This is a genomic window from Paenibacillus sp. J2L1-98, from assembly GCF_056269405.1.
The window spans coordinates 24984-50506 of sequence record NZ_JBWDNW010000014.1; the positions used below are offsets into that span (position 1 = coordinate 24984).

General features: G+C 44.8%; 12 protein-coding genes and 2 pseudogenes. 6 read left to right on the plus strand and 8 right to left on the minus strand.

From position 1 onward, the window contains the following. Window positions 1-579 precede the first annotated feature (579 nt). From AC0YNZ_RS21510 to AC0YNZ_RS21520, 3 genes and pseudogenes are all read left to right on the plus strand, one after another. Window positions 580-690 (plus strand): annotated as a pseudogene (locus tag AC0YNZ_RS21510) (single-stranded DNA-binding protein); the annotation flags it as partial. 223 nt (window positions 691-913) lie between these two features. Further along, the gene (locus AC0YNZ_RS21515) at window positions 914-1672 is read left to right on the plus strand and encodes a PDDEXK family nuclease (protein ID WP_475828554.1); all 759 of its coding nucleotides are present in this window, start codon (window positions 914-916) and stop codon (window positions 1670-1672) included. Between the two features lie 63 nt (window positions 1673-1735). Then, a pseudogene (locus tag AC0YNZ_RS21520) lies at window positions 1736-2157 on the plus strand (ABC transporter ATP-binding protein). A gap of 73 nt (window positions 2158-2230) precedes the next feature. Here AC0YNZ_RS21520 and AC0YNZ_RS21525 read toward each other — a convergent pair. The 7 genes from AC0YNZ_RS21525 to AC0YNZ_RS21555 form a co-directional block, all read right to left on the minus strand. Next, window positions 2231-4303, minus strand: coding sequence for a DUF5054 domain-containing protein (locus AC0YNZ_RS21525; RefSeq protein WP_475828555.1), 2073 nt, complete (start codon window positions 4301-4303; stop codon window positions 2231-2233). A 70-nt stretch (window positions 4304-4373) separates the two neighbouring features. Further along, window positions 4374-7349 (minus strand): glycoside hydrolase family 2 TIM barrel-domain containing protein, encoded by a 2976-nt coding sequence (locus AC0YNZ_RS21530; RefSeq protein ID WP_475828556.1) that lies wholly within the window; start codon window positions 7347-7349, stop codon window positions 4374-4376. A gap of 24 nt (window positions 7350-7373) precedes the next feature. Beyond that, window positions 7374-8588, minus strand: a complete 1215-nt coding sequence (locus tag AC0YNZ_RS21535) for a Gfo/Idh/MocA family protein (RefSeq protein ID WP_475828557.1) — start codon at window positions 8586-8588, stop codon at window positions 7374-7376. Then, window positions 8582-10759 (minus strand): hypothetical protein, encoded by a 2178-nt coding sequence (locus tag AC0YNZ_RS21540; protein ID WP_475828558.1) that lies wholly within the window; start codon window positions 10757-10759, stop codon window positions 8582-8584. Before AC0YNZ_RS21540 ends, AC0YNZ_RS21535 begins: the two co-directional genes overlap by 7 nt. Window positions 10760-10913: 154 nt before the next feature. After that, the gene (locus AC0YNZ_RS21545; protein WP_475828559.1) at window positions 10914-12473 is read right to left on the minus strand and encodes a DUF3502 domain-containing protein; all 1560 of its coding nucleotides are present in this window, start codon (window positions 12471-12473) and stop codon (window positions 10914-10916) included. 53 nt (window positions 12474-12526) lie between these two features. Further along, window positions 12527-13414 (minus strand): carbohydrate ABC transporter permease, encoded by an 888-nt coding sequence (locus AC0YNZ_RS21550; protein ID WP_475828560.1) that lies wholly within the window; start codon window positions 13412-13414, stop codon window positions 12527-12529. 102 nt (window positions 13415-13516) lie between these two features. Then, window positions 13517-14482, minus strand: a complete 966-nt coding sequence (locus tag AC0YNZ_RS21555) for an ABC transporter permease subunit (protein ID WP_475828561.1) — start codon at window positions 14480-14482, stop codon at window positions 13517-13519. 227 nt (window positions 14483-14709) lie between these two features. Here AC0YNZ_RS21555 and AC0YNZ_RS21560 point away from each other — a divergent pair, with 227 nt between their 5' ends. Then, complete coding sequence (locus AC0YNZ_RS21560) at window positions 14710-17085, plus strand: AraC family transcriptional regulator (RefSeq protein WP_475828562.1); 2376 nt, start codon at window positions 14710-14712, stop codon at window positions 17083-17085. A 170-nt stretch (window positions 17086-17255) separates the two neighbouring features. Here AC0YNZ_RS21560 and AC0YNZ_RS21565 read toward each other — a convergent pair whose 3' ends face one another. Then, complete coding sequence (locus tag AC0YNZ_RS21565) at window positions 17256-18155, minus strand: helix-turn-helix domain-containing protein (RefSeq protein WP_475828563.1); 900 nt, start codon at window positions 18153-18155, stop codon at window positions 17256-17258. Between the two features lie 171 nt (window positions 18156-18326). On the opposite strand from AC0YNZ_RS21565, the gene AC0YNZ_RS21570 reads away from it, so the two are divergent. Together AC0YNZ_RS21570 and AC0YNZ_RS21575 are read left to right on the plus strand one after the other, a co-directional pair. Continuing rightward, window positions 18327-19157 carry a phytanoyl-CoA dioxygenase family protein gene (locus AC0YNZ_RS21570; RefSeq protein WP_475828564.1) on the plus strand — a complete coding sequence of 277 codons (831 nt, stop codon included), beginning with the start codon at window positions 18327-18329 and terminating at the stop codon, window positions 19155-19157. A 626-nt stretch (window positions 19158-19783) separates the two neighbouring features. Then, window positions 19784-25180: an OmpL47-type beta-barrel domain-containing protein gene (locus AC0YNZ_RS21575; RefSeq protein ID WP_475828565.1), complete on the plus strand. Its 5397-nt coding sequence runs from the start codon at window positions 19784-19786 to the stop codon at window positions 25178-25180. Window positions 25181-25523: the final 343 nt, after the last annotated feature.

A 25523-nucleotide genomic window follows, 5' to 3' on the forward strand; every position in this document is an offset into this window, starting at 1 on the left:
TATCCCTGGCTGATCTCGAACAAAATCACGAAAAAGTTATTTCTAATTTTATCTCGGTACCAGAGAATCACTGGCATAAAACTGTTTCTGTACTATTAGATGAGATATTTCCGAATGCACCAATTGGTATGATAAGCTCCCGCAGACGTTGTGAGCACGCCAGAGGTCGAGATGGATCTGGAACAGTGTATCGAATTCTTTGCGAAGAACACAGATATGACGTTAAGTCTAGCGATGTGGGACATTTCACTAGGCAAGGGAATAGATGGTCTTACCGTTGCCGGATACATTCCGCAGGTAGCTAAAATATTAGACTAGCAAACTTTCTGTCCGATGACATTATAGTTGGGAACCAAACAGACTTTTTTATAAAATATCCAACTTTAATGGCTCTCTTTTCACAAATGGATTGAATTAATTTCAAACTTTAATGTAATTTCTGTGAGGCAAGAAACCACTGAAAACCCTTGTAAAATAAGGATTCTTCGGTTTCCAACCTTAATGTAAATTGACATTTTCATATGGTGTTATGCAAGAAGTTGGAGGTAAATAATACATAATTTATTTGAGGAGATTGTATTGTTGAATCGTGTAGTAGTCATTGGAAGATTCACTAGGGATCCCGACTTGCGCTAAACGCCTAGCGGAGTCGCAGTAACGCAATTCGTGCTTGCTGTTGACCGTCCGTTTATGTTGTGAGTAACGGTTATAATTGAGACAGATTGCGGTAATAAATGAGATAAATAACGTCATATGTTTGAGACAAATAGGAAAACCTTGATGACCAGATGCCTTGGTATATCAAGGTTTTTCCTATTGTTCAAAATATCTGTATCGAGAATTTGACCATACATGATAACATGAAACTTGGTGTTTTTTTCGGATAATAAATGATATTTATCGGAGGAATCATATGAGTTATGACTGGTCAAACATGGATTGGAAGCAAGAGGATGACCTCTATGCTCCTAAGCGGAAGGTAAATAACCGAAATAGTCATCAGCATCCGCATATTATCGGGAGCTTCTATAGTCAAAAAATGGAACGTCTCGTTGAGTATGAATCCTTAGGGGAACGACTCTTTTATTACTACTTGGAGTTGGATCAATCGGTTGTTAGATATTACGTTCAACCCGTTGAAATTCTTATACATAATTTAGTTAAAGAGTCATGGAATCATACTCCGGATACCTTAGTATTTCGTGAGAATACGATTCCGTTTCTTTACCAAGTAAAGCATGAACCCGAAGAAGAGAAAGATGAACGCTTAGAACAAGTCAATTATTTCTGCGAGGGATATGCACGAAGCCACGGCTGGGAATACCTTGTGATATACCCCAAAATGATGCCGTCCGTTCTCGCGCGTAATATTCGGTTCCTAAAAAACTTTCTTAAAGAGAGGTCTTATTATTCGGAATGGATTGAAAAGGTTACTTATCGATTAGTTTGTTTGGAAAGGAGCACGGTAGACAATCTAGCGGACTGTTTTAGTGACGAATACCATCCCCTACTAATTAAGCCTTTAATTTATCATTTGATAGCAAGGGGGCTCTTTCAAACGGATGTAAACCAAAATATCGCTTCTAATAGTTCCATAACAATTAACCAGCTCATGAATCCACTTATTTCAGTTGAAAAGCAGGTGTTAATAGATGTCTATCAACCAACTTAAACTGTACTCGGAGTTTTTCCTGTATGGAAAGAAACATAAGAACGAACTTTTGAAGATGGCGGCATAGAAAGAAAGATTTTGGATAAGTTAAACTTGGAGGTATCAGAAGGTGAGCTGGTCGCCGTTATGGGCCCATCTGGTTCAGGGAAGAGCACATTTCTGTCTATTGAGCCAAACGGGAAAAAGACTTACTCAATAAGATGGGTTTGTCTCATCGACTACTCGCATATCCTGATAAGCTTTCAGGTGGGGAGCGGCAGCGGGTCGCTATCGCAAGGGCACTAATGAATGACCCAGCTGTCCTTTTCGCAGATGAACCAACAGCAAGCTTTGATGCGTCAAGAGGGTTAGATGTAGTAAGCATGATCGCGAAGCAAGTAAAAGATCAGCAAAAGAGTGTGGTGATTGTTACACATGATGACCGAGTGTTGCCACTTTGTGATCGAGTGCTTTTCCTTGAAGAAGGAAAATTAATTTATAAATAAGATAAGCCTCCAAATTCACTTTAAACGTGATTTGGAGACTTTTTAATTCTTTCGTTTGAGACTTAGTGTATATCTAAATTCGATAGGAACCGAAAGTTAATCTGAACCTGAATTTCATGTCTTCCTCGAACCACATGCGGAAATTCGTTCCCCAAACGTTGTTGTGCAAATTGAAATGAAACCCTCCGTCCAGCGTCACGAACTTATTGTCGAATTGCAGCAACCGCGCTTCGCCCGGACAAACGACGGGGGCGTCAAGCGTCTCGATGGTCAGCTTTCCGTCCGCGCCTTCATAGTAAACCCCGCTATTTATGGCATGCATGTTCCGGTTTCCGTCCCTCACGACGGACAAAGGCGAAATCCGCTCGCCCAGTTTGTCCATCGTCCATCGGTTCGGATTGTCGACGAAAGGAACGAACGAGAACCACCCGGCTTCCGGCAAGCGGCAAGCCGGTTTGTCCTTCCAATGCAGTTCGATATCGATGATCGGCTCTTCGGATTTGAAAAGATAAGTAATCATGAGTTTTTTAGGCGCTCCAAAATACCGGCAAGCGTCGGAAGGCATTTCCAAGTTGGCGCGGACGATGGCGCAGTTCACTTGCCTCTCCAATCGCAGGCTTCTTAAGACCGGCGTGTACCGCTTATGCTCGGGAGTCGGCTTCGTATATTCCAAACCCGGCTTGCCGAGATCGGGCTCCGCCCACGTATAATGAACTTCAAGGTCTTTGGCATATTCCTTGTAGAAACGATCGTAATTTTCTTTACCGAACGTCTCATACTGAAATAAGCCTAGCCGTTTTTCGTCTTTTGCCCACGACTTTCCGTTGTGGTCGTCCAATTGTTGGATCGAGCCGTCTGTTGCGAAGCTTACGCGGAAATTCCCAAGCTCGTAGCTCCTGTTCGCTTCCAGGGTTTCGGTGCTTTCCTCACCGCATGTATTTTCCGGCTGCATCTTTTCGAACGTTTGCCGGGCCTCATTCTGCAGCTCCGGACTCAGCACCGCCAGAGCTTGATCGAGATAAGAGCGTTGTTCTTCCCAGGAACTTTCGAGCAAACGGTAGCTGCGCTTTTTGTAGTACGCATACAACGTTTCGTATTTATTTTTCACGGGAAGATTCACGACTTCATCCATCGCTCTAGCCGCCGCGAATTCCGCCGCGCCGTAATTCACGTAATCCGCCAAATAGCTTTTTTCGTCCAATCCCCAAGTGTGCTCCGGAATCAACATCAGACGGCTGCAAAACCTTTCGTAAGCTTCGCTATTGGTATCCAGCAGCCCGGAATCAACCCACTTATCCCGTAATCGGAGCAACTCCCGATAATGCGCGACTTTCTTGGGATCGGAAGCGACACCATGAATCCACGAGTCCCCGATTTCTTCCGAAATAATCGGTAACAATGGCCTGCAGGCAAGCAGCTTCTCTGCAAAGGCGTCCAGTGTCGAGGCGAAGATTTCCGCTTCCGGATACTTATCTCGCAAACGTTCGTACATTCGCTCGATTTCTTCGATGGAAGGAGGACCTGAATTATCTCCGGTATGCGCGAAATAAAGCGCGTCCTCGAGCCCTTCCACCTGGAGCGATTCGCCGTAATCCGCCGCGTAATTGACGACGATCTCCGAACTGTCGGCCGCGCGCCAGACGAATACCTTCGGAACGCTCGGAGGCTTGCAAGCCGGATTGACGCCCAAATGCAAATACTGAATTCCGTTTCTCGCCAGAATAGGCACCATGCCGATCGTGTGTCCGGGCACGTCTGTCATTTTCGCCGCGATCGTCGTTTTGCCGAATTGTCGGTCCAATTTTCGGGAAAGCGACAGGCCGAACTCGAACAGCTTTTCGTCCATGAGTTCCGTATGAGTCGTAAATGGACTCCCGTGCCAAACGATATGACCCTGTTCGATCGCCAGCTCCATTCGTTTGCACTGCTCTTTCGTTGCCGACGTTAAGTATTCCCGAATTAGCCAGGACCCGACCGTCCAGATAAATTTCGATTTTCCGTCTTCCTTCGCCAACCGTTCCGATAACGTTAACGCTTGCGGGATAAAGTTGTTCATGTAATTGTCGTAGACGTTGCCCGCCAAATCCGTAAAGCCGATATCCAGATGCGTTTTGAAGATGACGTGCACTCTTTTGATGGCTGTCATGAGAATGCCCCTCCGTTTCTTATTAAGGGGCATCCCAGGTCAAAGGACCTTTAGGGGTGCCCCAATCTTATTATGATTTCTTCAGAGGCAAGAACGTATAGTCAAACACAAATTCTTTATCAGTTAAACGATACTGCTCGAGTGTGTAGGGGCCACAGCTTCCAGAGCCGACTCCCGTCATCCCATAGTCAATGTTCCAGACCGTGCAGCCGCTCTTTTGCAGCTCGAAATGATGTTTTTTGACGGCGAGTTCTTCCCGTGTATAATCCGATGCACAGAAACTGAAGGGTTTTGTACTGGATACTTTAAGTGACATATTTTCATTCGCTAGCGTACATTCTTCTGTGCTATAGTGCGAGCCGTTCTCCTGCGGGTAAATGTAGTTTTCAAAAAGCTCCGGTACTTTTGCATGAAACATACTTTTATAGCAGCCAGCGTGCTTATCGCTGTAGCTCTCTTGTGGGCCATAGCCGAAATAGGTACAATTCTGAAATTCCTCGGTTAGAAAATAGCGCATCCCAAAGCGCGGCAGATAGGCTAGGTCCTGACGTACGGATACATGCAATGACACTTCAACGGCTCCGCTTCCATGCACTTTATAAACGGACTGCAGATTGCAGAAAGGCGCTGCGCGATCTGCCACAAGCGACAGCGGGCAGGTAATGGTAACACATGTATTGGATTGCTCCACTACTGTTTCGTATGTGTAGGCATAGGCTGCATCCAGCCGCAGGCTTTTCCAGGACCGTTTGCTGTAACTGGAAATCCCAGCCTCAATCATATCGTTATCCGTAGGGGCGCGGTAAATATCAAATTCAGCGGGTCTCACAAAACACTCGATGCCGTCTATCACACACGAATCAAACGTACCGAGTCTTGTATTAAAATGATAAGAAAAAGCTTCACCACAAATCAGCCATCCGGTTTCGGTTTGCTTAGCCGTTACGACAGAGCGCGACACAGGCAAGGACACACTCATTTCTTCTGTGGAAAGATCAAATTGATCAAATCCAAGCGATGTTCCGGCCGGGATTAGCGGATGTGCGGCTTTTTGCAAATATTCGAATTTCAGATATACACGAGCTCCGTCTATTGGAGGGAGCGAAAGCGGTAATGGTGCTTTTGCGTGCGGGGCCAGGTTAAAGTTGGCAATGCTGCCTTCTGCAATTTTAGTACCGTTTTGCTCCAGCGACCAGACTATGGTAAGAGCATCGGAGAGGTCTGCAAAGTCTAATTTGTTTTCTGCAGAGAATGTATTTCCAGCTCTTGTTATATGAACAGGACGGGCACAATTTTTCAGCTCCAGCAAGCCGGTGTGCGGCGTACGGTCGGGATAAACCAATCCGTCCACACAGAAGTTACCGTCATGCAGTTCTTCGCCAAAGTCCCCGCCATAAAGATACTGCGCCTTGCCGTTTGCATCATGCTGCAATATGGCATGGTCACACCATTCCCACACAAAGCCCCCGGCAAAGCCATCATAACGATAGAACAAATCATAATATTGGGATAGGCTGCCAGGACCATTGCCCATAGCATGAGCAAACTCACACAAGATCAATGGCTTTTTGCTTTCTTGAGCCAGTTTTTCAGCGGTTTCAAGATCTGGATACATATAGCTTTCCACATCCATAATGTCAAAGCTGAATTTCCCCTGATCTTCAGGTATAAGCAATTTGGATTCGTAATGAAGGGGGCGTGAACTGTCCAATTTCCGCATGGCGTCCACAGCGGCAATCGTATTGACGCCGAATCCACTCTCATTGCCAAGAGACCAGATAAGCACGCATGGGCGATTGATGTCACGAGTGACAAGTCGCTGCACACGATCCACAACAGCCGTTTCAAACTGCGGATCGTGATGAAGTAGTCCATACCAGTCATCTTCGCGCTCACCATGGCTTGACCATGCGCCATGGGTTTCCATGTCACCCTCGTCAATCACATAAAAGCCGTATTGATCGCATAAATGATAAAATTCCGGCGCATTCGGATAATGCGATGTGCGAATGGCGTTGATGTTGTGCTGCTTCATCAACTCCAAATCCCGTACCATTTGCTCATGCGAAGCCACATAGCCGGTATCGGGATAGCTGTCGTGACGGTTTACACCTCTGAACTTGATAGGCTGACCGTTGACGAGCAGCAGATTGCCCTGAGCGGATACCGTGCGAATCCCAATTTTATCCACAATCCGCTCAGTTAAGGTATCGAGAACCATCTGATATAAATACGGTTGCTCTGCATTCCAAAGCACAGGATTTTCTATAGTCAGGCTAAGCGTATCATCGCATGTTTCGCCCTGTGCCACGTTTGTGCCTTCGGCGTCCAGAATTTTGACGGATTTAAAAAGCGCCGTGCCAAAATCATCAAACCTGAATGATACCGTGGCACTTTCTTGTTGCAAGGACGTTTGTACAACATAATGGCGTACATGAAGTTGCGGGCGTTGCAGCAGATATACATCGCGAAAAATGCCTGACATGCGGAATTTATCCTGCGCTTCCAGATAGGTTCCATCGCACCATTTCAGAACGGCAACGGCGATTTCATTCTCACCATCTTGTAAAAACGGAGTTATATCATATTCCGCTGTGGAATGTGAGACCTGACTATAGCCTATAAATACGCCGTTGAGAAATACATAGTGACAGGAATCCACACCTTCAAAATTCAAATAAAACCGCATTTCCTTTGTAAGCTTCACAGAGAAGGTGCGCTTATAAACACCGCATGGGTTTTCTTTTGGCACAAAGGGCGGATTATACGGCAGCGGATAATCAAAGTTGACATACTGATGTTTATCGTACCCGTACATTTGCCAGTTGGACGGAACCGGGAGGACGTTGTCCGAAACACCCTCCAGAGAAGTTTCTGCAAAGGATGGATAATACGTAAAATTCCAGTTTCCGTTCAAGAGCAATACACGCTCGTTATTTTCTTTCGATGTGGTGTTTTTGCTGGATGCAGAGGGAATGTAATAAGCCCGGTCTGGCATCGTATTCACTCGAACGATATTTAAATCCTGGTGATAATTATAATTCATAATATCTCTCCATTATCGTTTGATTTATAAAGTGACAGGATAAAATTGATCACTTTCGGAAGAAGCTTTGGCTTGCAGACATACAAGGGTGCTGCGAATCCCGTCTTTCAGTGGGGCGACGGATTCGGTAGTTCTGCCCTGCATCAGGTGTACAAAATTCCGCATGAGTATAATATCACCGCCGCCATGCCGCGAGCTTTGATCATCAAGCCTCACGGCGGTAACTTTGTCACTCATATGATCAAATACCTTGATTTCATTCGTGACAAAATCGAATTCCACGGTACCTTTATAGCCATACAGTCTGGCACCTCGCCGCCCGGCACCTTTGCGGGCAAAGAAGTTTTGCGAATACATGACGTGCATGCCGCTTTCGTATTTCACAATCATGCTACCGGAGTCTTCATTACCGGTGTCTACCGCAAAGCCGCAATAGTCGTTACGCGGAGTGTCATTGCGCAAATGAATGATATTGTAAGTGCTGTCCATGCAGGTTTCCCATTTGTCGCATTCGCTGCAGCGCAGGCCGGCAGGCATGTCGCCTTTATAAATTTGTTTGGATTTCATGGCGCAAACGTTCACGGGTTCTTCACCGAGCAGATAGTTGATGACGTCGATATCATGCGTAGCCTTTTGCAAGAAGAGCCCATTCGATGCGGATTCATCTCGGAACCAGTCATGGAAATATACATAGCCATAGGTTACATCGTTGAACGCTTGTACATGCTCTACCTTGCCAATCGTGCCTGTATCCAGAATACGTTTGACCTCCTGCACCAGCGGTGTGACGCGCAAGGGGAAGGAAACAACTGTGGGAGCCGTTGCTTTCGCTTCGCAGTCGGCTAACGTTCTCAGATCCTCCATCGTAGTCGCCACCGGTTTTTCCAAAAACAGCGGCAGATTGCGATCCAGCACCTTTTTGGCGAAATAAGTATGCGTGCTGCAGTTCGTACCCACGATCACGCCGTCCAGTTTTTCGTTGTCCAGCATCTCGTCCGCATCCGTATAAAAGGTGATGGTATCCGGATTCATCTCGCAGCTGCGCATAAGCCCGTCGATTTTATCGATTCCCATCTGGTGCATCTCTTCTTTGGAGCCGTCTTTTTTCATCAAAGCACGAACGCGCTCATGGGCGGAATCTGCTACTGCCTTGATCCGGACTTCATAAGGTAGCGCGAACAAATCATCCATCAGCATGTCGATCCGAACGCCGTATCCAATAACACCAATATTCAACAAAGGGAGGACCTCCTGTTATTTTTTAGTTCAATTTGTGTACGTTCACCGGCTAAAAGGGAGACCATTTTCATTAGTCCAAAGTAATGATGCGTTACGCGCCGAGCGTTTGTGCGTTCGTCCGCAAGCAGCGTAACCATCGTGCTGTACGCCGTAGGATTATACATTTCCAGGTGTACGGAATCCTGACCCCACTGAGTAACATAGCATTCCACGTGGTCGAATACCTGAAGTATGCGGCTTGTGAAATCCACATAGACGCCGGGTATTTCCACAAACGTAAGCAGCATGGAAACCTCCGGCCAGTTGGAACCATATAGGAATTCACCGACGGTTTCCTTGCCCTCCCAGTCACTTGTTTGCACACGTTCATTCATATAGCCTGGAGGCAGATATTTTTTTTCGAGCGAAAGTTCCGGATCCTCAGCCAGTGATACATACTGCGGCAAGCTGTGTGAAATAGCATGTAGAGCGTGCAGATATTTTACATTGCCTGTAAAGCGATATAGTTTGATGAGACTATTGCCTGAAAGTGTACAAATACCAGGTGCAGAGTGTTTGTTCTGCGCGTTGGCGAACACTGTGCCGCTGCTGTGCACACCGCGTTTTGCAGCCGTACTGTGTGCAGGGAACACAAAGTCATAGCTCATGACCCAGGTCATGGCAATTTCGGAGGTGTATTCCGCATAGGAAAGCCAGATGCTCTTTTGGGTCGTTTCAAACAGCTGGACATAGCTTTCCAGCATGGCGAAGGCCGCTTCGCTATCCGGTGCTTGACAGATTTCTCCTGGACAGCCGTTCAGCATGCCTTTTTTTACATAGTTGTTGTAATAATACTCACCGAGTCGTTCGGCGACATCGAGGTATTCCGCAGACTGAAAATATTCGCCAGCTAATGCTAGTGCTCCCACAGCCATACACGCTCCAGCCGAGTTGCCAACTACGATTTCTTCTGTAGCGATATCAATAAACTGTCCGAGCTGCCTGTATTTTCGGAACAGCCGTACAAACGCATCGCAAAGGGCCTTTACGGGCTGCTCTAACTCGATCGTGGAATGGTGGTGATCCGTAAGCCAGAAGAGCTGCTTTAGCATGAAATAAAGCAAATCGGCATTTTTCCGGACCAATAAAACGGTATCAGGGTTACTGCCGCCACCATCACCATAAAACTTTCCGTTTCCATACATGCCGAACACCCATCCGGTGGGATGCTGCAACCGTGAAAAAATAAAGCGAAGGGTAGACACCGCTCGCTGCCGTGCTTCGGATGAATCCTCCAGCAAAAACGGATAGCTGTTGATGCCTCCGCCAATCCAGCCCGCCTGCCAACACTGCTGGGGGATGCTCCAGTCGGTTCCTACAGAGTAATATCCTTCTTCTGTAAAGTTTTCTCTTTGGTACTTTTCTTTGATACTTACATATGCCTTGTAAAATGGAACGTTATAAAAATGCTTTGGGAACTCCAAAGTTGTTTTCGAACGATTTACCAGCTTAAAAAAGTCCGGCAAAGATATTTTCCGCCAATGAAAGACACAAGCAGTAAGAGTCAGTGTTTCACCTTGCTTGAACAATGCCCCGGTATCCTGCGATGGAGCTGAGACATCTGGACGGAAGCCTTGTCCGTCGTTTTGATCTCCAAAATAATATTGCGTATTTTCGCGTACGCCCGGAACGGAGAGTACAAAGGATGCTTGGCGATCGACTTGATTTTCATCGACGGTAAAGCCTGTATAATAACCCCCGCACTGGTGCTCACCCAACAGGACAGAACCGGATTGATCGTTGAAATCATAAAATCCGCACAAAGACGATGTCATATCACCAGAAAGCAAAGAGATTTGCGATTGCGTTTTCTCAATATCGAGATGAGGAATGCTGGTTATGACTTCGGCATCTGTAAATCGGCTATTTTGGGGAGGTTCATAATAAGGCGGGTAGGGAAGAGGCAGGCTTGTAAAGCGATTGCCATTATAAACCGCACCGGGCATCAACACGTAGTTGCCTTTTTCCCATTGTTCCGCTTCCATAGAAAATGAAAAATTCATAGGATAGGCAGCATCTTCATGAAAAGACAAGGTAATATCCACTCGTTGCCCATGCGGCAGTGTTTGAGAAGTAATCGAAGCATTGCAAGGGTAGTGTGAGAAAGTAGATTGGCTGTTTTCCAGATTCACAGAAACTTTCTCACAGTCTAATACTTCGCTGCCGGAAAAAGATTTACACAAAAGTGAATATCGCATATCGGATTCCTTTCTGTTCGGCTTATTAAAATAGAAATCCGGTGTACGATATAAATCAATACACCGGATTTCACAAAGGAAAACGAGATTATTTGTTTCTCCAGGCGTCATATTGCGCTTGTTTTTCTTTAATGATATCGTCCACGCCTGCAGTTTTCAGGCGCTTGAGGAATTCAGGCAATGCTTTCTCAGGATCTACAGAACCTGAACTTATTGCCGGAATCATCTCGGTGGTAACTGATGAGCAGTTCGCAACCTGAGTTTTTACAGGAGTCGGGTCGAATACGAAGCCCGACAGTGGTGAGATCTCTGCGGTTTTGTCCGCCTCATATACAAATTTTTGGGTCTCTTTTTGTAATTCACCGGTTTTGCTCTTGGCATATGGAGCACGGTTGAACGTCGGGCTGTAAGATTGACCGATCTGCCATTCGTTCCAGTTGAAATTGTATTTTCCTTCAATTTGAGTGTAGTCACCATTTTCGTCGTATTTGTAGTCAACGCCTTCTTCACCGAGCGTAATCAGCTTGTATAGGTCATCGTTGGTGTTTAGCAGCTCAACTAACTGCAAAGCCTTTTCAATATTTTTTGAACTTGAATTGATAGCAATAGCAGCATTGGAGCCAGCTCCTGCTTGAATCATCGTACGAGTAGTCGATACGGATACAGCAGGGGCATTTCCACTTTGATTCATGGACATTCTAAGCTCTTGATCGGGAAGATCGATACTATCAGGCCAGCCATAGGTTTTCTCAACGACAAATTTGCCCGCTTTACGATCTGGACTAGTATCCTTTACAGTTGCACCATCTTTGCGAACATAGCCTTTGTTGTACCAGTCGCGCATAATTTCTGCGTATTTGGAGAATTCTGGAGTTTCGAACTGGTTGATGACTTTGTCTGGCTCATCAAGATTGATCCAGCCAGGGATAGTCAAGTCACCAACAGATTCCATATTCCAGTAAAGAGGTTCATTGGCAAAGAGACTATGGACAGAGCTGGTTTCAAAACCGATCATATCGGGATGCTTAGCCAGCGCATCGCCAATGAATGGTCCTACCATTTCGAGGGCTTCTATTGTTGGCTTGCCTTTAACGGCTTGCCAGTCAAACCCCGTTTCTTCAACAAGATCTTGACGGAAGTTAAAGCCGTTGCGCTTGGCAGTGCCCCATTGCTGATAATTGACCACTGCATAGATACGGTCTTTTACTTTCACGCCATCCCATAGGCCTTTAGGGATACGGGAATAAGTTTCAGGCGCATATTTAGGTAGAAGGTCAGTCAGGTCAGCATAAGCACCTTTGGCAGCGTTATCAAAGAAATTAATTCCACCCCAGCTAGCAGTGAATGCTAGATCCCAGTTATCGCCGGAATTGATCATCAGATTCATTTTGTCAGCGTAAGTACTGCCGTCTACCAGAATCAGATTCAGTTTTGCATTGATTTCTTTGGCAATGATTTCGTTAGCTTTCTTCATGACGCGGTCAAATTCATTGACAGGGCTGTTCATCATGTAGAAGGTGAGTTCAACCAACTTACCATCACCTGAAACAGGATCGTCGGTAGAGCTTGGGTCTTTCTGTCCGCAGCCGGTCAGCATCATGGTAAACAGAATCGTTACAGACAACAGAATCATGGAAAATCTTTTCATTGTCGTTCCCCCCTGAAATTTATTTAATTTTCCGGGTGTTTTACCCGGTAAAATTATTCTTTTACAGCACCTATTGTTAAGCCTTTTTCAAAGTTCTTTTGCAGTAGAGGATACAGCAAAATAATAGGGCCGATGGCGAGTACGCAGGTTGCCATGCGCGCGCCTTCACTAGGAAGCATACCAATAGCAGCCTCCATCGACTGTGAAGCTTGTGCGTTCGACTGCAAATATCCAATGTTGTTCATCAAAGATTGCAGCAAATATTGCAAGGGGCGCAGTTTTGCTGACTCGATGTACAATGAGGCGGTCATCCAGTCATTCCAGTATCCTATAGCTACAAACAATCCGATGGTAGCAAGCGATGGTTTAGAAAGCGGAAGTGCAATCCGGAAAAAAGTTAGGATTTCACCCGAGCCATCGATGCGTGCTGATTCAATTAATGAATCCGGAATGGTGCGGAAGAAGTTTTTCATGATCAGCACGTTAACCGTTGACACCAGAAAGACGATAATCAGCACCCATATGGTATCTTTCAAATGCAGAAATTGCGTCAGCAAAATGTACTGCGGAACGAGACCGCCGTTAAACAGTACCGGAAGAAACACAAAGAAAGAGAGCGCTCTACGGTGTGTTACTTCGGGACGTGTCAGCGAATACGCTAGCATGGAAGAGATCAGCAAATGCAAAAGTGTACCAACAACAGTCACAAAAATCGTAACTGAATAGGCGTCTACAATTGAGCCTGCTCCGCTGAATACATACTGGTAAGCTGTCATGCTGAACTCTTTAGGCAAGAAATGATATCCGTCAAGCATCAATGCTTTCTCGTCCGTGAACGATATGGATACAACCAGAAGCAGCGGAAGGATGCACGCCAGGCTCATTGCAATGAAAATCAGATGAATCACAAATTTTGAAAAATCTAGCTTTCTTAGAAGCATGTATATCCCCCCCAAGTAGAAACGGCTTGAAGTCTTCTTACAAAGACAGCCTCCGTTTCTGCAGACCGGTCAGAAAGCACAAATTCTATTCTTTCTGTTCGATTAAAATAGTGCGCTGTCAGGATCCTTCTTTTTAATGATGTAATTAGAGATCAACACAAGGAAGAAACCAACAACCGCTTGATATAAACCAATTGCCGCTGTCATGCCGTAGTCATTGACCTTCTTCAAAGAGCGGAATACAAGCGTGTCAATAACGTCTGTTGTTGGGTATAGAGCACCCGCATCATTCGGAAGCGTGTAGAATCCGTTCCAGTCGCCCAGACCGCCATTGAATAATTTACCTACCCAAAGCAGGGAAAGAATAATAATGGTCGGTTGCAACAGCGGCAATGTGATATGTTTGATTCGCTGCCACTTCGAAGCACCGTCCAGCTGTGCAGCTTCATAGTAGTCGGTGTTAATCCCCGCAATCGCTGCCACATACAGCACAGAATAGTATCCGACATTCTTCCAAAGATAAGCGATTGGCATGATGATGCGCCAGTATGACGGTTCACTATACCAATAAATCGCTTCTCCGCCGTCTGCGGTAATCATGCTGTTAACAATACCACGGTCCACACTCAACAGACTAAAGAGAATGTACTGAATGACAATCCATGAGAGGAAGGTTGGCAGCAAGATAGAACCTTTATAAGTTGCCGAGACAAATTTGTTTTTCACTTCACTTAATAGAATTGCCAACGCCAGTGCGAGAAGAGTAACGGTAACCGCTTCTATTATATTGTAAAAAAGCGTATTGAAAGTAACGGTTCTCGCGGTGTCGGATTTAAAGAAAAATTCAAAGTTTTTGAACAGTGGATCCATCCACGCACTTCCGATAATTCCGTCGCGTGCCTTATAATCTTTGAAGGCAATGAGAACGCCGGCCATCGGAATGTAGAATAAGATCGCAATAAAAATTAAACCCGGTGCCATCATGAAGTAGAAAGGTGTCTGACGGCGCATGCTGCGCAATGTCCTGTAGGGCTTGCCCGTGTGGGCTGATTTCGTAATCGTCTTCATTTAGTTCACCCCTTTCGTTGCATCATTTTTTATCTCTGACCTAATATTAGGAGTCGGATAATGTTTGCTCAACATTCAAAAGTATACTTATCTTAGTTTTTCGACAATAGGCATCTCCAAAAACTAACGATTTCTACAAAGTATTAAAAAACATTGAGGCATCCGGTAATTAAAACTATAATAAAAATCGGATAATGCATAAGAAGTCACATGACTAGGAGGTCGCAATGAAGCTCTCTATTAAAACAAAAAATCGAAGCACGAGCTTTCTGCGCAAAACTTTTTTTTCTTTTTTGATTATCACGATCATCATCACGGTTTTGCTTACGATTTTTTTGACGTTTACTTATTTGCGCACTACGATTTCATTGATTAGCCGCTATAACGACAAACTGATTGCACAGTCAAATTATAGTATTACCTATCTTGACGAGACCGCAAAAAAATTAGGCAATGCTTTGTACAGTGACAAGGATATCATCGATTTTTTAAATATGAAGGAAAATGATGAGCGCGTGGCGATTTTGGCAAGTAAGGTCATAGACAAGCACTTTCTGACACTGAAAGATATCGAAAGTGTGTATCTTTATAATGCGCGGATGGATTTGTTTTATTCCTCACGAAGCGGAGAACGTCGATCGGCATCTGCATTTTCAGATCAGGCGATTGCAAAGCTGTTAACTGACAAAAATTTTGTGGCCGATTATCGTGGTCGCCCCATTGTGGCATCTGCTGATGAAGCAACACAATCGGCAAAGGTGTGTTCATATATATTATTTGAACCTGGCGCCACTGCATCTGGTTTAAAAAACGCCATTGTTGTCAATATTCGTACGAAAGCGCTTACGGATTCCATTCAAGCAATCAATGGTAATGATCCTGAAACGGAAACGTCTTTTTTGGTGGTTGACACCAACGGTTCTATTCTAAGTATGGTTCTCTCACCGGAGTTCGGTCATGACATGAGTGAATTACGCGCATTAAGCCAGAAAGCACAGGAGCTGGATGGCAGTATCAATCAGATACAAAAAATGGACGAAATCAGTTACCTTGTTTCGAGCAGCAAAAGTAATGCAAATAACTGGTACATTATGGGCGTTACACCCGTTAAAAAAATTTTCAAGGATGTTATTACAGCATCGATTATATCTGTGGGTATAGTTGTGATTGTATTCATTTTTTGCGCAATGATTTGTCTGTTTTTGGCCCGCAGGCTCAATAACCCGATTCAAGCCATTACGAAAATTATAAAAGGGGAAACTCCCCAAAAAAACGATACGCTAGTGTCTGAAACGGAAGAATTTCAGGATATTCTGTCTGTATTTGAATCCATGAAGGAGCAAAATCTACAGCTCGATAAAATCATGCGTGAAACAGGTTATGCTGCCAAGCAAGATTTCCTGAATGCTCTTTTAAGTGAAAGCTCCACCTACTCAATGGACACCGTGCTAGAAAAGCTGCATGACTTGAAATTGGATTATATCGCATCCAATCAGCTGTGTATGTGTCTTTTTAAAATTGACAATTACAGTCGGTTTATGTCTGCAAATAGTCAGAAAGAACGTTGGGCATTGCGCTATGCGATTGTTAATATCGCAACAGAGATTGCTGAGAAATACGGAAATTGCGAAATTTTCAGCTGTGATTCCGATAAATTTGTGATGCTTATTGACTGTGACACCGTATCGCAATATAAGGTGCTGCAGGATGAAGTGGAACATATTTTACGAGAAATACAATGGAATACGCATAAGTATATTCATATTTCATTGTCTATGGCATACGGCACGTTGTTCCAGGGTCTGGAACATTTGCCTAGCATGTATAACAATATGAAAGGCTCGATTCTTTTGAAAATGCGCTATGGTCATGGTTGCATAATCACTCCTTATATGATGGATGAAATCAATCCCGATGAATTCCAAGTTTCGGTCAAAAAGGAGGAACAGCTGATCGAAAAAGTGCTGGAGGGCAACGATGAGGAAGCCACTGCGATCTATCAGTCTATCAGTCAAGTGCTGTATCAATATTCGTACAACGAGATTTTCTTCGGCATTGTACATTTGGTTTACAGAATCTATTCTGGTGTGCTCAGTAAAATGTCTGCCATAAAGGACAATCAGGATCTAACGCTGCAGGAGTTTTTGAAGGATATAGAACATGCGGAAGTAAGTGAAGATATTGATAGTTTGATGAATGTGTTTTTACAAAAGCTCAGCAATAAGGTAACAGCGCTCAAAAACACATCCAATAGCAATGACCTTCTGATGCAGCGCATTATCGGAATAGTGGAGCAGGATTATTCCAACACCGAGCTCTGCCTTAGCTCCATTGCCGAAAAATTGCGTCTATCACCGAATTATGTCGGCCGTCTGTTTAAAACAGCAAACGGACAGTCGATTGCGCAATATATTTTTGACATCCGGATGCTTAAGCTGGACGAATATATGCAGAACACCAAACTGCCTTTGTCGACCATCATTGAAAAGGTTGGCCTGGAAAAGAGCAATTATTTTTATACTCGATTTAAAAAGCATTTTGGCATGTCTCTCAGCGAGTACAAATTGCAGCTTGGACAGACCATTGAGGAAGATCTAAATTAACGAAAATTGGAGAACTATCGGCTGATTTGCTCGAGACGGATGAAATTAGGTTATGGCATGAAAAGGCGACCGGAAACTTTCCGATCGCCTTTTTATCGTCTTGATAGGTACCTTTCATTGTAATTAAGCAACCGGTCATTACAAAGCAATCCAGATATAGATTGCTGTTATCATCCAATGATTAACCGGGCTTGCTGTCGTTCTTTGCGATATGCGCCGGGCGCGTGTCCGATTTCCTTTCGAAATGATTTGGAAAAATGATGCAGGTCGGCAAAACCGCAATATTCAGCTATCGTTTGAAGCGGGTAATCCGTTTGCTGCAGCAAATCGCATGCATGTCGCAGCCTCAGCTGCAACAAGTATTGATGCGGAGGCTGTCCGAATTGCTGCTTGAATACCGTTCTGAAACGGGACGGGGAAAGATTGGCGCGGCTGGCCATTTGCTCAATGGTAAGTGACTTGGCCAGATTTAAGTGCAGGTAAGACGTCATCCATTTCAGAGAAGTGTCGGAAGGCGATGAATTTAAGTCTCTTTCCGCATGATCCTGAAACAACATGACGACCAGATCCATAGCATGACTTTGCGCTTCAAGCCGGCTCATAGTGTCATGCCTGTTCCAGCAATCGATCATCCTGAGCAGCGTGTCCCGAAATCGAAACGGATCATGCGGCCTAAACTTGCTTGGGATTTTCAAACCAATCATGTCGTTAATCCGCGGCTGCATAAGATGCAAATAGGGTGTTAGGTCCGTTTGGCCCGCCCGCGTCGGGAAGCTGTCCATTCGGTTCACTTTATAGAAGATGTCCATGTGGGCAAACGGAGTAACCGAATGCGTCAGCCCTTGGAGAGTATGCAGGGTGCCGGGCTGGAGCAGACAGAATTCACCTGCCTGATAGTCCGTCCGTTCCCCGTCTTCAACAACCTGCAACGTACCTTCCTGGATATAGATCAACAGGTAATCAAGCAGCCTTCGTTCATGCATAAACCACGGCGAACGCACGGCAAAGTCACATTCCCGAATATAGGGCAGTATCGGCGATTGTTCTAGCAGGTCTATTAGGTTAGTCAATTATTCACCATCCAAATTCAGCTTTTCTTTTATGATGCCGTAAAAGCGTGATCGTGTATACAGTCATTTTTGACAAAATAACAATCACTTCCCACAAAGATTATTCAATGTTTTGAAACTAATATAGTACAGGTAAGGATACCTAAAACAAGATCATAAGGAGAGATATTAATGAACGAGACAGGTGCAACAAAATTTCCGCAAATAGATGAAAACTATGTTCTATCGGAGGATCAAATAGCAGGTTATCAGAAGAACGGTCACATTATGCTGCGAAATGTGGCGTCGGCAGATGAAATTTCAACGTACAGACCCATTATTAGAGATCTGGTGAAAGAGCTGAATTACCATGACAAGCCGCTCGAAGAAAGGGATACCTACGGCAAGGCATTCATTCAAGTTACAAATCTATGGGAAAAAAGTGAGGAGGCTGCGCGATTCGTATTAGCCGAGCGGTTTGCTAAAATTGCTGCCGAGCTCATGGGAGTAGACGCGGTGCGCATTTATCACGATCAAGCGCTGTTCAAAGAACCGGGTGGCGGTCATACACCATGGCATCAGGATCAAATTTACTGGCCGTTCGATACGGACAAGACGATCACGCTTTGGATGCCGCTCGTACCGATCTCGGAAGAGGTAGGCTCGATGACCTTCGCTTCCGAATCCCATCAAAATGGTTATGTGAGCAGAGTCGTTATTTCCGATGAATCTCACCGCACGCTAAAGGCTTATATTGAAGGAAAAGGTTTGGAGCAGGTTAATTACGGAGCGATGACTGCCGGAGACGCGACGTTCCATGCGGGCTGGACGCTCCATTCGGCTCCTGGCAATCCGACCGAAACGATGCGCGAGGTCATGACCATCATTTATTACGCGGACGGAACGAAGGTTGCCGAGCCGGACAGTAATTCACGCAAAAACGATTTAAAGTCGTGGCTTCCCGGCTGCGAAGCGGGCGATTTGGCTGTCAGCCCGCTCAATCCGGTTGTGTATAGCAAGTAAGGTGTTAATGCGAGCATAAGTAAATTCACATGATAAAGAAATAGGTAAGGTAATAAAGCTTGGAAACAACAATTTGATCCAATAAAAAAGTACTCATAAATAAAGGATGCCACTAAGCAAGAATGGCATCCTTTATGCATTTAAGGAGCGATTGAACATAGCATACCACTCGTACAATTGGGTCCTTATCCGATCAAAGGCTCCTTTACCAACCGGTATGATAACACCACTTGCTTGTTGTCCGGAGCATGCAAAGTTGTAACCTTCTTTTATCAACGGTAATTATTATTTTTATGTCATTTATTAACTTTTTAAAGAAAATTGCTTTTTTTGGTGAAGATCATTGACTAGATTTCAAAGAAATCTACAGTTTATTTGATTTTGTTGAACTGCTTATGGCTGTACAGTGAAAAAGTAGCATTATACTTCGGCGAGGTTATATTCCCGAAGCACTTTAAGTTGTAGGCGTATTTGTGAAGTTTTTCCTCTTTAGATTTTCTATTAAGAAAGGAGGAGTTCAAGGCCTAATTAAAGCGAGAAATGCTTTCTCAGTTGTTTTGATTCTGAAAGCTTGGGGCCTGCTACGGTTACGTAGCAATCACTTTTAAAAGGAGGAAAGGTGTAAAATGTTAAAAACTTATCGTAAATTTACTGCTGTAGTATTGACTGCTTCAATGCTCATTGCATCATTCGTGGTTGGTTCTCCCGGTACGAAGGTAAACGCGCAGCAAGCAACGGGGAACGCTCCGTTTATTAACTCTTGGTTGGTATCAGGTCCTTTCGATTCGCCTGTCGTGGACAAAATTTATGAGTGTGAAGCAGGGCAAATCGTAAATCCTGACGCTGCTGCGATCACTCCCCAAATCGGCGATCCGTTAAGCTTGAATGGCGAAAGCCATAAATGGGAATATTTCGATGATCGTATTTATAACAGAAACTACGATGATTATCAGGATTTGTATGGTTATTATAGTGTGAAGAAAGGAATTGATACAAAAAACAAATATGTATACGCTTCCTCATATATATTCAGTCCTGTAGAACAACAAGCTTATTTTAATGTAGGCGCCAGCGGTTCATATCGACTTTATGTCAACGATCGGTGTGTATCTACACCGACCACACCTGTGGAAGTACAAAAGGATTTGACCAAACAAGCAGTCCTGTTAAAGCAGGGTTGGAATAAATTGATGATTCAAATCAAACATACGTATACAGAAGACGTTAATGCCAACAATGTTCCGATAGCTAAGGATCAGAACGTGGCGTACCTTGGGTTTTATGGGAGAGTCGCCGATCTAAACGGCAACAAAATAAACGGACTTGTCCATTCGGTTGAAGGCGAATCTGAAGCACTAAAAATCGTCACCCAAAGTCTATCGACCGAGGATGCCATAAAAATGCCGCTCCCAACCAACAATATGCCGTTTGGTTACAAGGAATGGCCGTATGTATGGAATAAATCAAAAACGACTAATAAATACGGCGTTGCAGCTTCGGCATTCCAATTCATGGCAAGTGGAGGAGCTCCCGGTTATACTTGGAGTATCGTAGAGGGCAGACTGCCTGATGGCTTGGAATTAAATGCTGATGGCACTATTAGCGATGGATTAGTGAATGGAAATGTCGATTTAAATAGCGGTAAAGGCATCATCAGTATCAATAGCAAACCGGGAGAATACAACTTTACGGTACAAGTAACGGACCTCAATGGAAATACCGCGACAAAGAATATGACCATTACAGTAAAGGAACGCCCCAATAAATGGTTTGAAGAAGGTCGGGTCGGCGCTTTAACACATGCTTTCCCGTCTTACAGTAACTTTGTGGACCCGAATTTCTCGGCTGATCTATGGGCGGAGAGAGCAAAGCGTCAAGGGCATTCATTAGTTTCGATTGAATCGTTGCAACAACTATATACTTGGCCGTCCAAGTTTGCAGATCCGAACCATCCCCGACATCTGTATTTGCCCAAGGATGAAAACGGCAAGCTTATCGACACCATTAAGCCTTTTGAGCAGGCGGTCAAACGCTATGGCATGAAATTCGGCCTGTATTACGCAACCGAGGGCGGCGGTTTGCAGCATATTTCAACTGATGTGTTTGTGCAGAATGTTGAGGATCTCATTTTGCGATATGATCCGGCATACCTCTATTTTGACGGTCCTCAGGCAATGCGCAATGCCAATTATGACGTGATGTACAGTATTATACGCAATTATAGCGATGAAATTATCGTAAACTCCAATGCATGGGGTGAAGAGTATGGAGACCCTGATTTAAGAACTGCCGAAGCAGCTGGCATTTACTCAAATACCGCGGCAAATCATCTTGTAAAACGCACTCCGATGGAACCGTGGAAAATGATACGTACAAAAAACGCCTTATCTCCCTATTATGGTAAACGCGACGATTTCAGGCAAGTTGCAAAGGAAATGGTGATGAACGCCGGCAGAGGCTATGTGGATAATAATGATCAGACGCCTATAGATAGCCGCGGGCCCTATTGGGACTCTGTTCAGGATATTGCGACAAGATATCCTAAGGCAGAGCAGGAATTCATTGATGTAAGAGAAAGTTTGATAAAATGGTTTGCGCCTGAAGGCAAGCCGGAAAGACACGAGTCTACTACCGGCACAATGCCATATTTCTTGTCGGGCTATGGTTACGAAAATAATGGAAAAGGCAACTACGAGAAATTTGCTTTCCCTAACAGCACTACAGGTCCACAATGGGGATATGCAACATATAGAGACAACAATGTTTATCTTCATATTATGAAGGGACCTGATGGCAAAAAAGGGTTTGATGCCATTGCCGGCAAGTCTTTAACCATTAGTCCGATTAAAGATCATGTGACATCCGTTACATGGTTAAACGAGAATATTCCTGTCACGTCGTTTGTACAGACTGGAGACAGCCTGACAATCGATCTTACCAATGTTCAGGAGGATCCAATAGATTCAATCATCAAGATTGTAACGGACAATGCCGCACGTAGATATACGCTTACGAATGTCAATGCAACTGGAGTGCAGCTTACACCCTCGTCACTCAAAATCAACGCTGAGGGATATATGACTTTTCCAGTGCTTAAAGCCGCACTTTCGGGTTTAACATACCATAGTGCGAATCCTGAAATAGCGGCGGTTGACGATAACGGAATCGTGAGTCCGGTATCAAACGGAGCAACAAGCATCACCGTAAGCGGTACCTATGAAGGGGTAACGAAACATGACACGCTGAAAGTGACGGCAAGAGACGGCAAAATTTACGTTAGCGAGGATATGATCAGCGCAACGCTGCTGGTTGAAGACAAAGAAGCTTACGGCGAGTTTGAATTGCTGAAGGGACTCCGCTATGAAATCAAAGGCAGATCGGCGAAAGGCGGCGCCATCGGACTCGACGCGGCGCAAATAAAGTGGCACGGCGGGATTGTGGATATCAATGCGGGTGATAAATACAAGCCCGTCCTCATCAACGAAGTCAATACCTTCACGTTCAAGGACAACAAAATCATCCCGCCGTATGTAGAGCAACTTACACGGGGTGTCGTGTGGGCCGACGTCACGCTGGACGGCAAGACGTTCACGACCAACAAAGTGTTCCTGGACCTGTTGGCGCACCAGAATCTAGCGAAGACCACGGAAATTACAGCGAGTCATGAGCAAGATGCGATACAACATTTAGTTGATGGAAAAGCAATTGACGGAATTCATTTTGATCAATCCAAATGGTCGGTACCTGCAAGTGAAAAGGCATGGATTCAATTTAAGCTGCCGGCAAAGTCCGACATTGCCAATATCAATCTTAACTTTAATTCTTTAGACCAAAGATACGTCAATACGCCTAAAACAATTACAATTCAAACTAGCGACGATGGGGCAGAGTGGAAAGATGTCAGCACCGTTAACGGTCCGACGGGAACTGCTTATTTTGGCTTCTACAACCAATATCCAATCAACACGAAAGCTCAATACGTTAAATTACTATTTGATGGCGGTTCAAACGGGTCAACGATTGATTTGCTTGAAGTGGCCATAAACGGGATAGATTCGAATTTATTTGATCGCTTCGAATATGAGTATAAGCCGATTGATGCGACTACAGGCAAATATGAAATCAAAGCTTTCAAGGGCAATGGTGAACCGATTGATGAAGCTGCCGAGATCGTAGTAACAAGCGAAAACCAGGATATTATTAAGGTAGGGGATTCAAACCTGCTAACCGCTGTTTCAGAAGGCACGGCAAAGCTGAAAATTAGAGTGACGAGCGGCGGACGTCCGATTGAATATGTTACGTATCTTTTCGTTGACAAGTCAGGAAAAATCTATACAGGCTCTTATCTAAACAAAATGACTGTCACGCCTAACAAAACGATGATTCAGCTGAATGACCCGATCGTCGTTGCGATTGACGGTCTATTAAACACAGGAGAAAAAGCCGATCTATCCAAAGCCGTTATCGAATATCAGTTCAGCGACTCAAGGTTATCCGTTGTCGAGGGCAGCAGCACGATCGTTGTGAAGGGCGAGATCGGCAGCGGATTTAAAGCGACGGCTACAGTGAAAGTCACATTGGATGGGGTCACTCTAATCAGCAGCCCTATTACAATCTCTGCAGTCGGGAACAATATCGCTCCTTCTGCCAAGGTTTCTGTCAAATCGGTCAGATTCAATGATGCCCGGTATGTGGGGGCGAAAGCGATCGACGGAGACAAATCGACAAGCTGGGCATCAGCTCCTGGCGACAATACTAAAGCGCCATGGATTCGATTGGATTTTGATGCTCCGCAGACAATCGGGAAGGTGAATCTCATTGACCGCGGCCAGAAAATCAATGAGATCGGAGAAGGGCTTCTGGAATGGGAAGGCGGCAGCAGGAAGGTAGAGAATATCAAGTGGGACGGCAAGCCTGACAACATTGTCCTATTTGACGAGTCGATTGTGACGAGCTGGATTAAATTTACGATTGACCCGGACAATAAATATTCGAACTCCTCCCCGTCTGAACAGGGAGAACTCGGGCTTACCGAATTCGAAGTATTCGAAGCGCCGGAGCCGTTCGTGAAGGAAATCGTGGATTACAAATCGGTTGCCGTAGATACGGACCAAGGCGTAATCCCCGCACTTCCCGCGCAGGTTGAAGCCGTCTACAACGACGGAACGACGGGATTAGCGGACGTTGTATGGGAGGAAATCACTGCAGACATGGTAGCAAAAGTGGGTGTATTTAACGTTTACGGATCCGTTGAAGGAACAGCCGTAAAAGCGAAGGCTACTTACAGAGTAGTCGATCAACAAGCACCAACGACAACGGACAATGCGCCTAGCGGTTGGGCGAAGCAAGACGTCACCGTACTCTTGAAAGCAACTGACAGCGGAATCGGTGTTGCTAACACCTATTACACGGTAGATGGCAAAGCGCAGTCGGGGAATGAGGTCATAATGTCTGAAGAAGGCGTTCACAAACTTGTATATTGGAGCGTAGACAAAGCAGGCAACGTGGAACAAGCGCATACGGTATCCGTTAGTATTGATAAGAAAGGTCCGTCGATCGCGGTGACCGCACCGGGAGACAACAGCATTTATAAAGATTCCGTGGATGTGACGCTTCAGCTTGCAGTGACCGACGACTTGTCGGGTGTCGACAACAGCAAGACGACGGTAACGCTCGATATGAATGCTTACCAGAACGGCACGACGATCCCGCTTTATAAGCTGCCGCTTGGACAGCATAAGCTTGTTGTATCCTCCAGTGACTTGGCCGGCAACCAGGCAAGCAAGACCGTTCAGTTTACGACGGTGGCCAGCATCGATTCATTAAAGGCATTGGTGACACGCTTTGCTAGTTACAAGTGGATCGATGATGCCGATATTACCAAAAGTCTTCTGGGAAAATTGGCAAACAACGAATTGACGGGCTTTGTGAATCTAGTGAAAGCTCAAAGCGGGAAGCACATTTCAAGCGAAGCGGCAAAATATTTGCTGCGAGACGCTCAATATGTATTGACACAAAAGTAAAGCATTAGCAAAAGCAGCTGGTAACTACGACAACCCAGCTGAGCTGAACAGCCCCCTTTGAGCGAGAGAAGTCAAGCTTAAGGGGGCTCTTTTTGAAACGCCTTCAAAAAGACAAATGTGATTCTTAAAGTAACTAAGTTCAGTTTATCACTGCTAGGGAGCTTGTATTAGAGAAATGTTAAAAAATCGTAGCTGATCTGCACCATTATTCGAAGGATAATATACTTTTTTATGTATACAAGATTTCTTGTACATATTATTGTGAAAGCGCATCCAGTATTTATGGGGGGACGCCTATCGGGATATTAGTTCGGTTTTGATCTTCACTATGTATTATCATCAT

What these genes read in the sequence shown, in the direction of transcription:
- AC0YNZ_RS21550 (WP_475828560.1), bottom strand. Translation starts at nt 13,414, where the DNA reads ATGCTTCTAAGAAAGCTAGATTTTTCAAAATTTGTGATTCATCTGATT.
- AC0YNZ_RS21570 (WP_475828564.1), top strand. Translation starts at nt 18,327, where the DNA reads ATGAACGAGACAGGTGCAACAAAATTTCCGCAAATAGATGAAAACTAT.
- AC0YNZ_RS21560 (WP_475828562.1), top strand. Translation starts at nt 14,710, where the DNA reads ATGAAGCTCTCTATTAAAACAAAAAATCGAAGCACGAGCTTTCTGCGC.
- AC0YNZ_RS21525 (WP_475828555.1), bottom strand. Translation starts at nt 4,303, where the DNA reads ATGACAGCCATCAAAAGAGTGCACGTCATCTTCAAAACGCATCTGGAT.
- AC0YNZ_RS21555 (WP_475828561.1), bottom strand. Translation starts at nt 14,482, where the DNA reads ATGAAGACGATTACGAAATCAGCCCACACGGGCAAGCCCTACAGGACA.
- AC0YNZ_RS21575 (WP_475828565.1), top strand. Translation starts at nt 19,784, where the DNA reads ATGTTAAAAACTTATCGTAAATTTACTGCTGTAGTATTGACTGCTTCA.
- AC0YNZ_RS21515 (WP_475828554.1), top strand. Translation starts at nt 914, where the DNA reads ATGAGTTATGACTGGTCAAACATGGATTGGAAGCAAGAGGATGACCTC.
- AC0YNZ_RS21545 (WP_475828559.1), bottom strand. Translation starts at nt 12,473, where the DNA reads ATGAAAAGATTTTCCATGATTCTGTTGTCTGTAACGATTCTGTTTACC.
- AC0YNZ_RS21530 (WP_475828556.1), bottom strand. Translation starts at nt 7,349, where the DNA reads ATGAATTATAATTATCACCAGGATTTAAATATCGTTCGAGTGAATACG.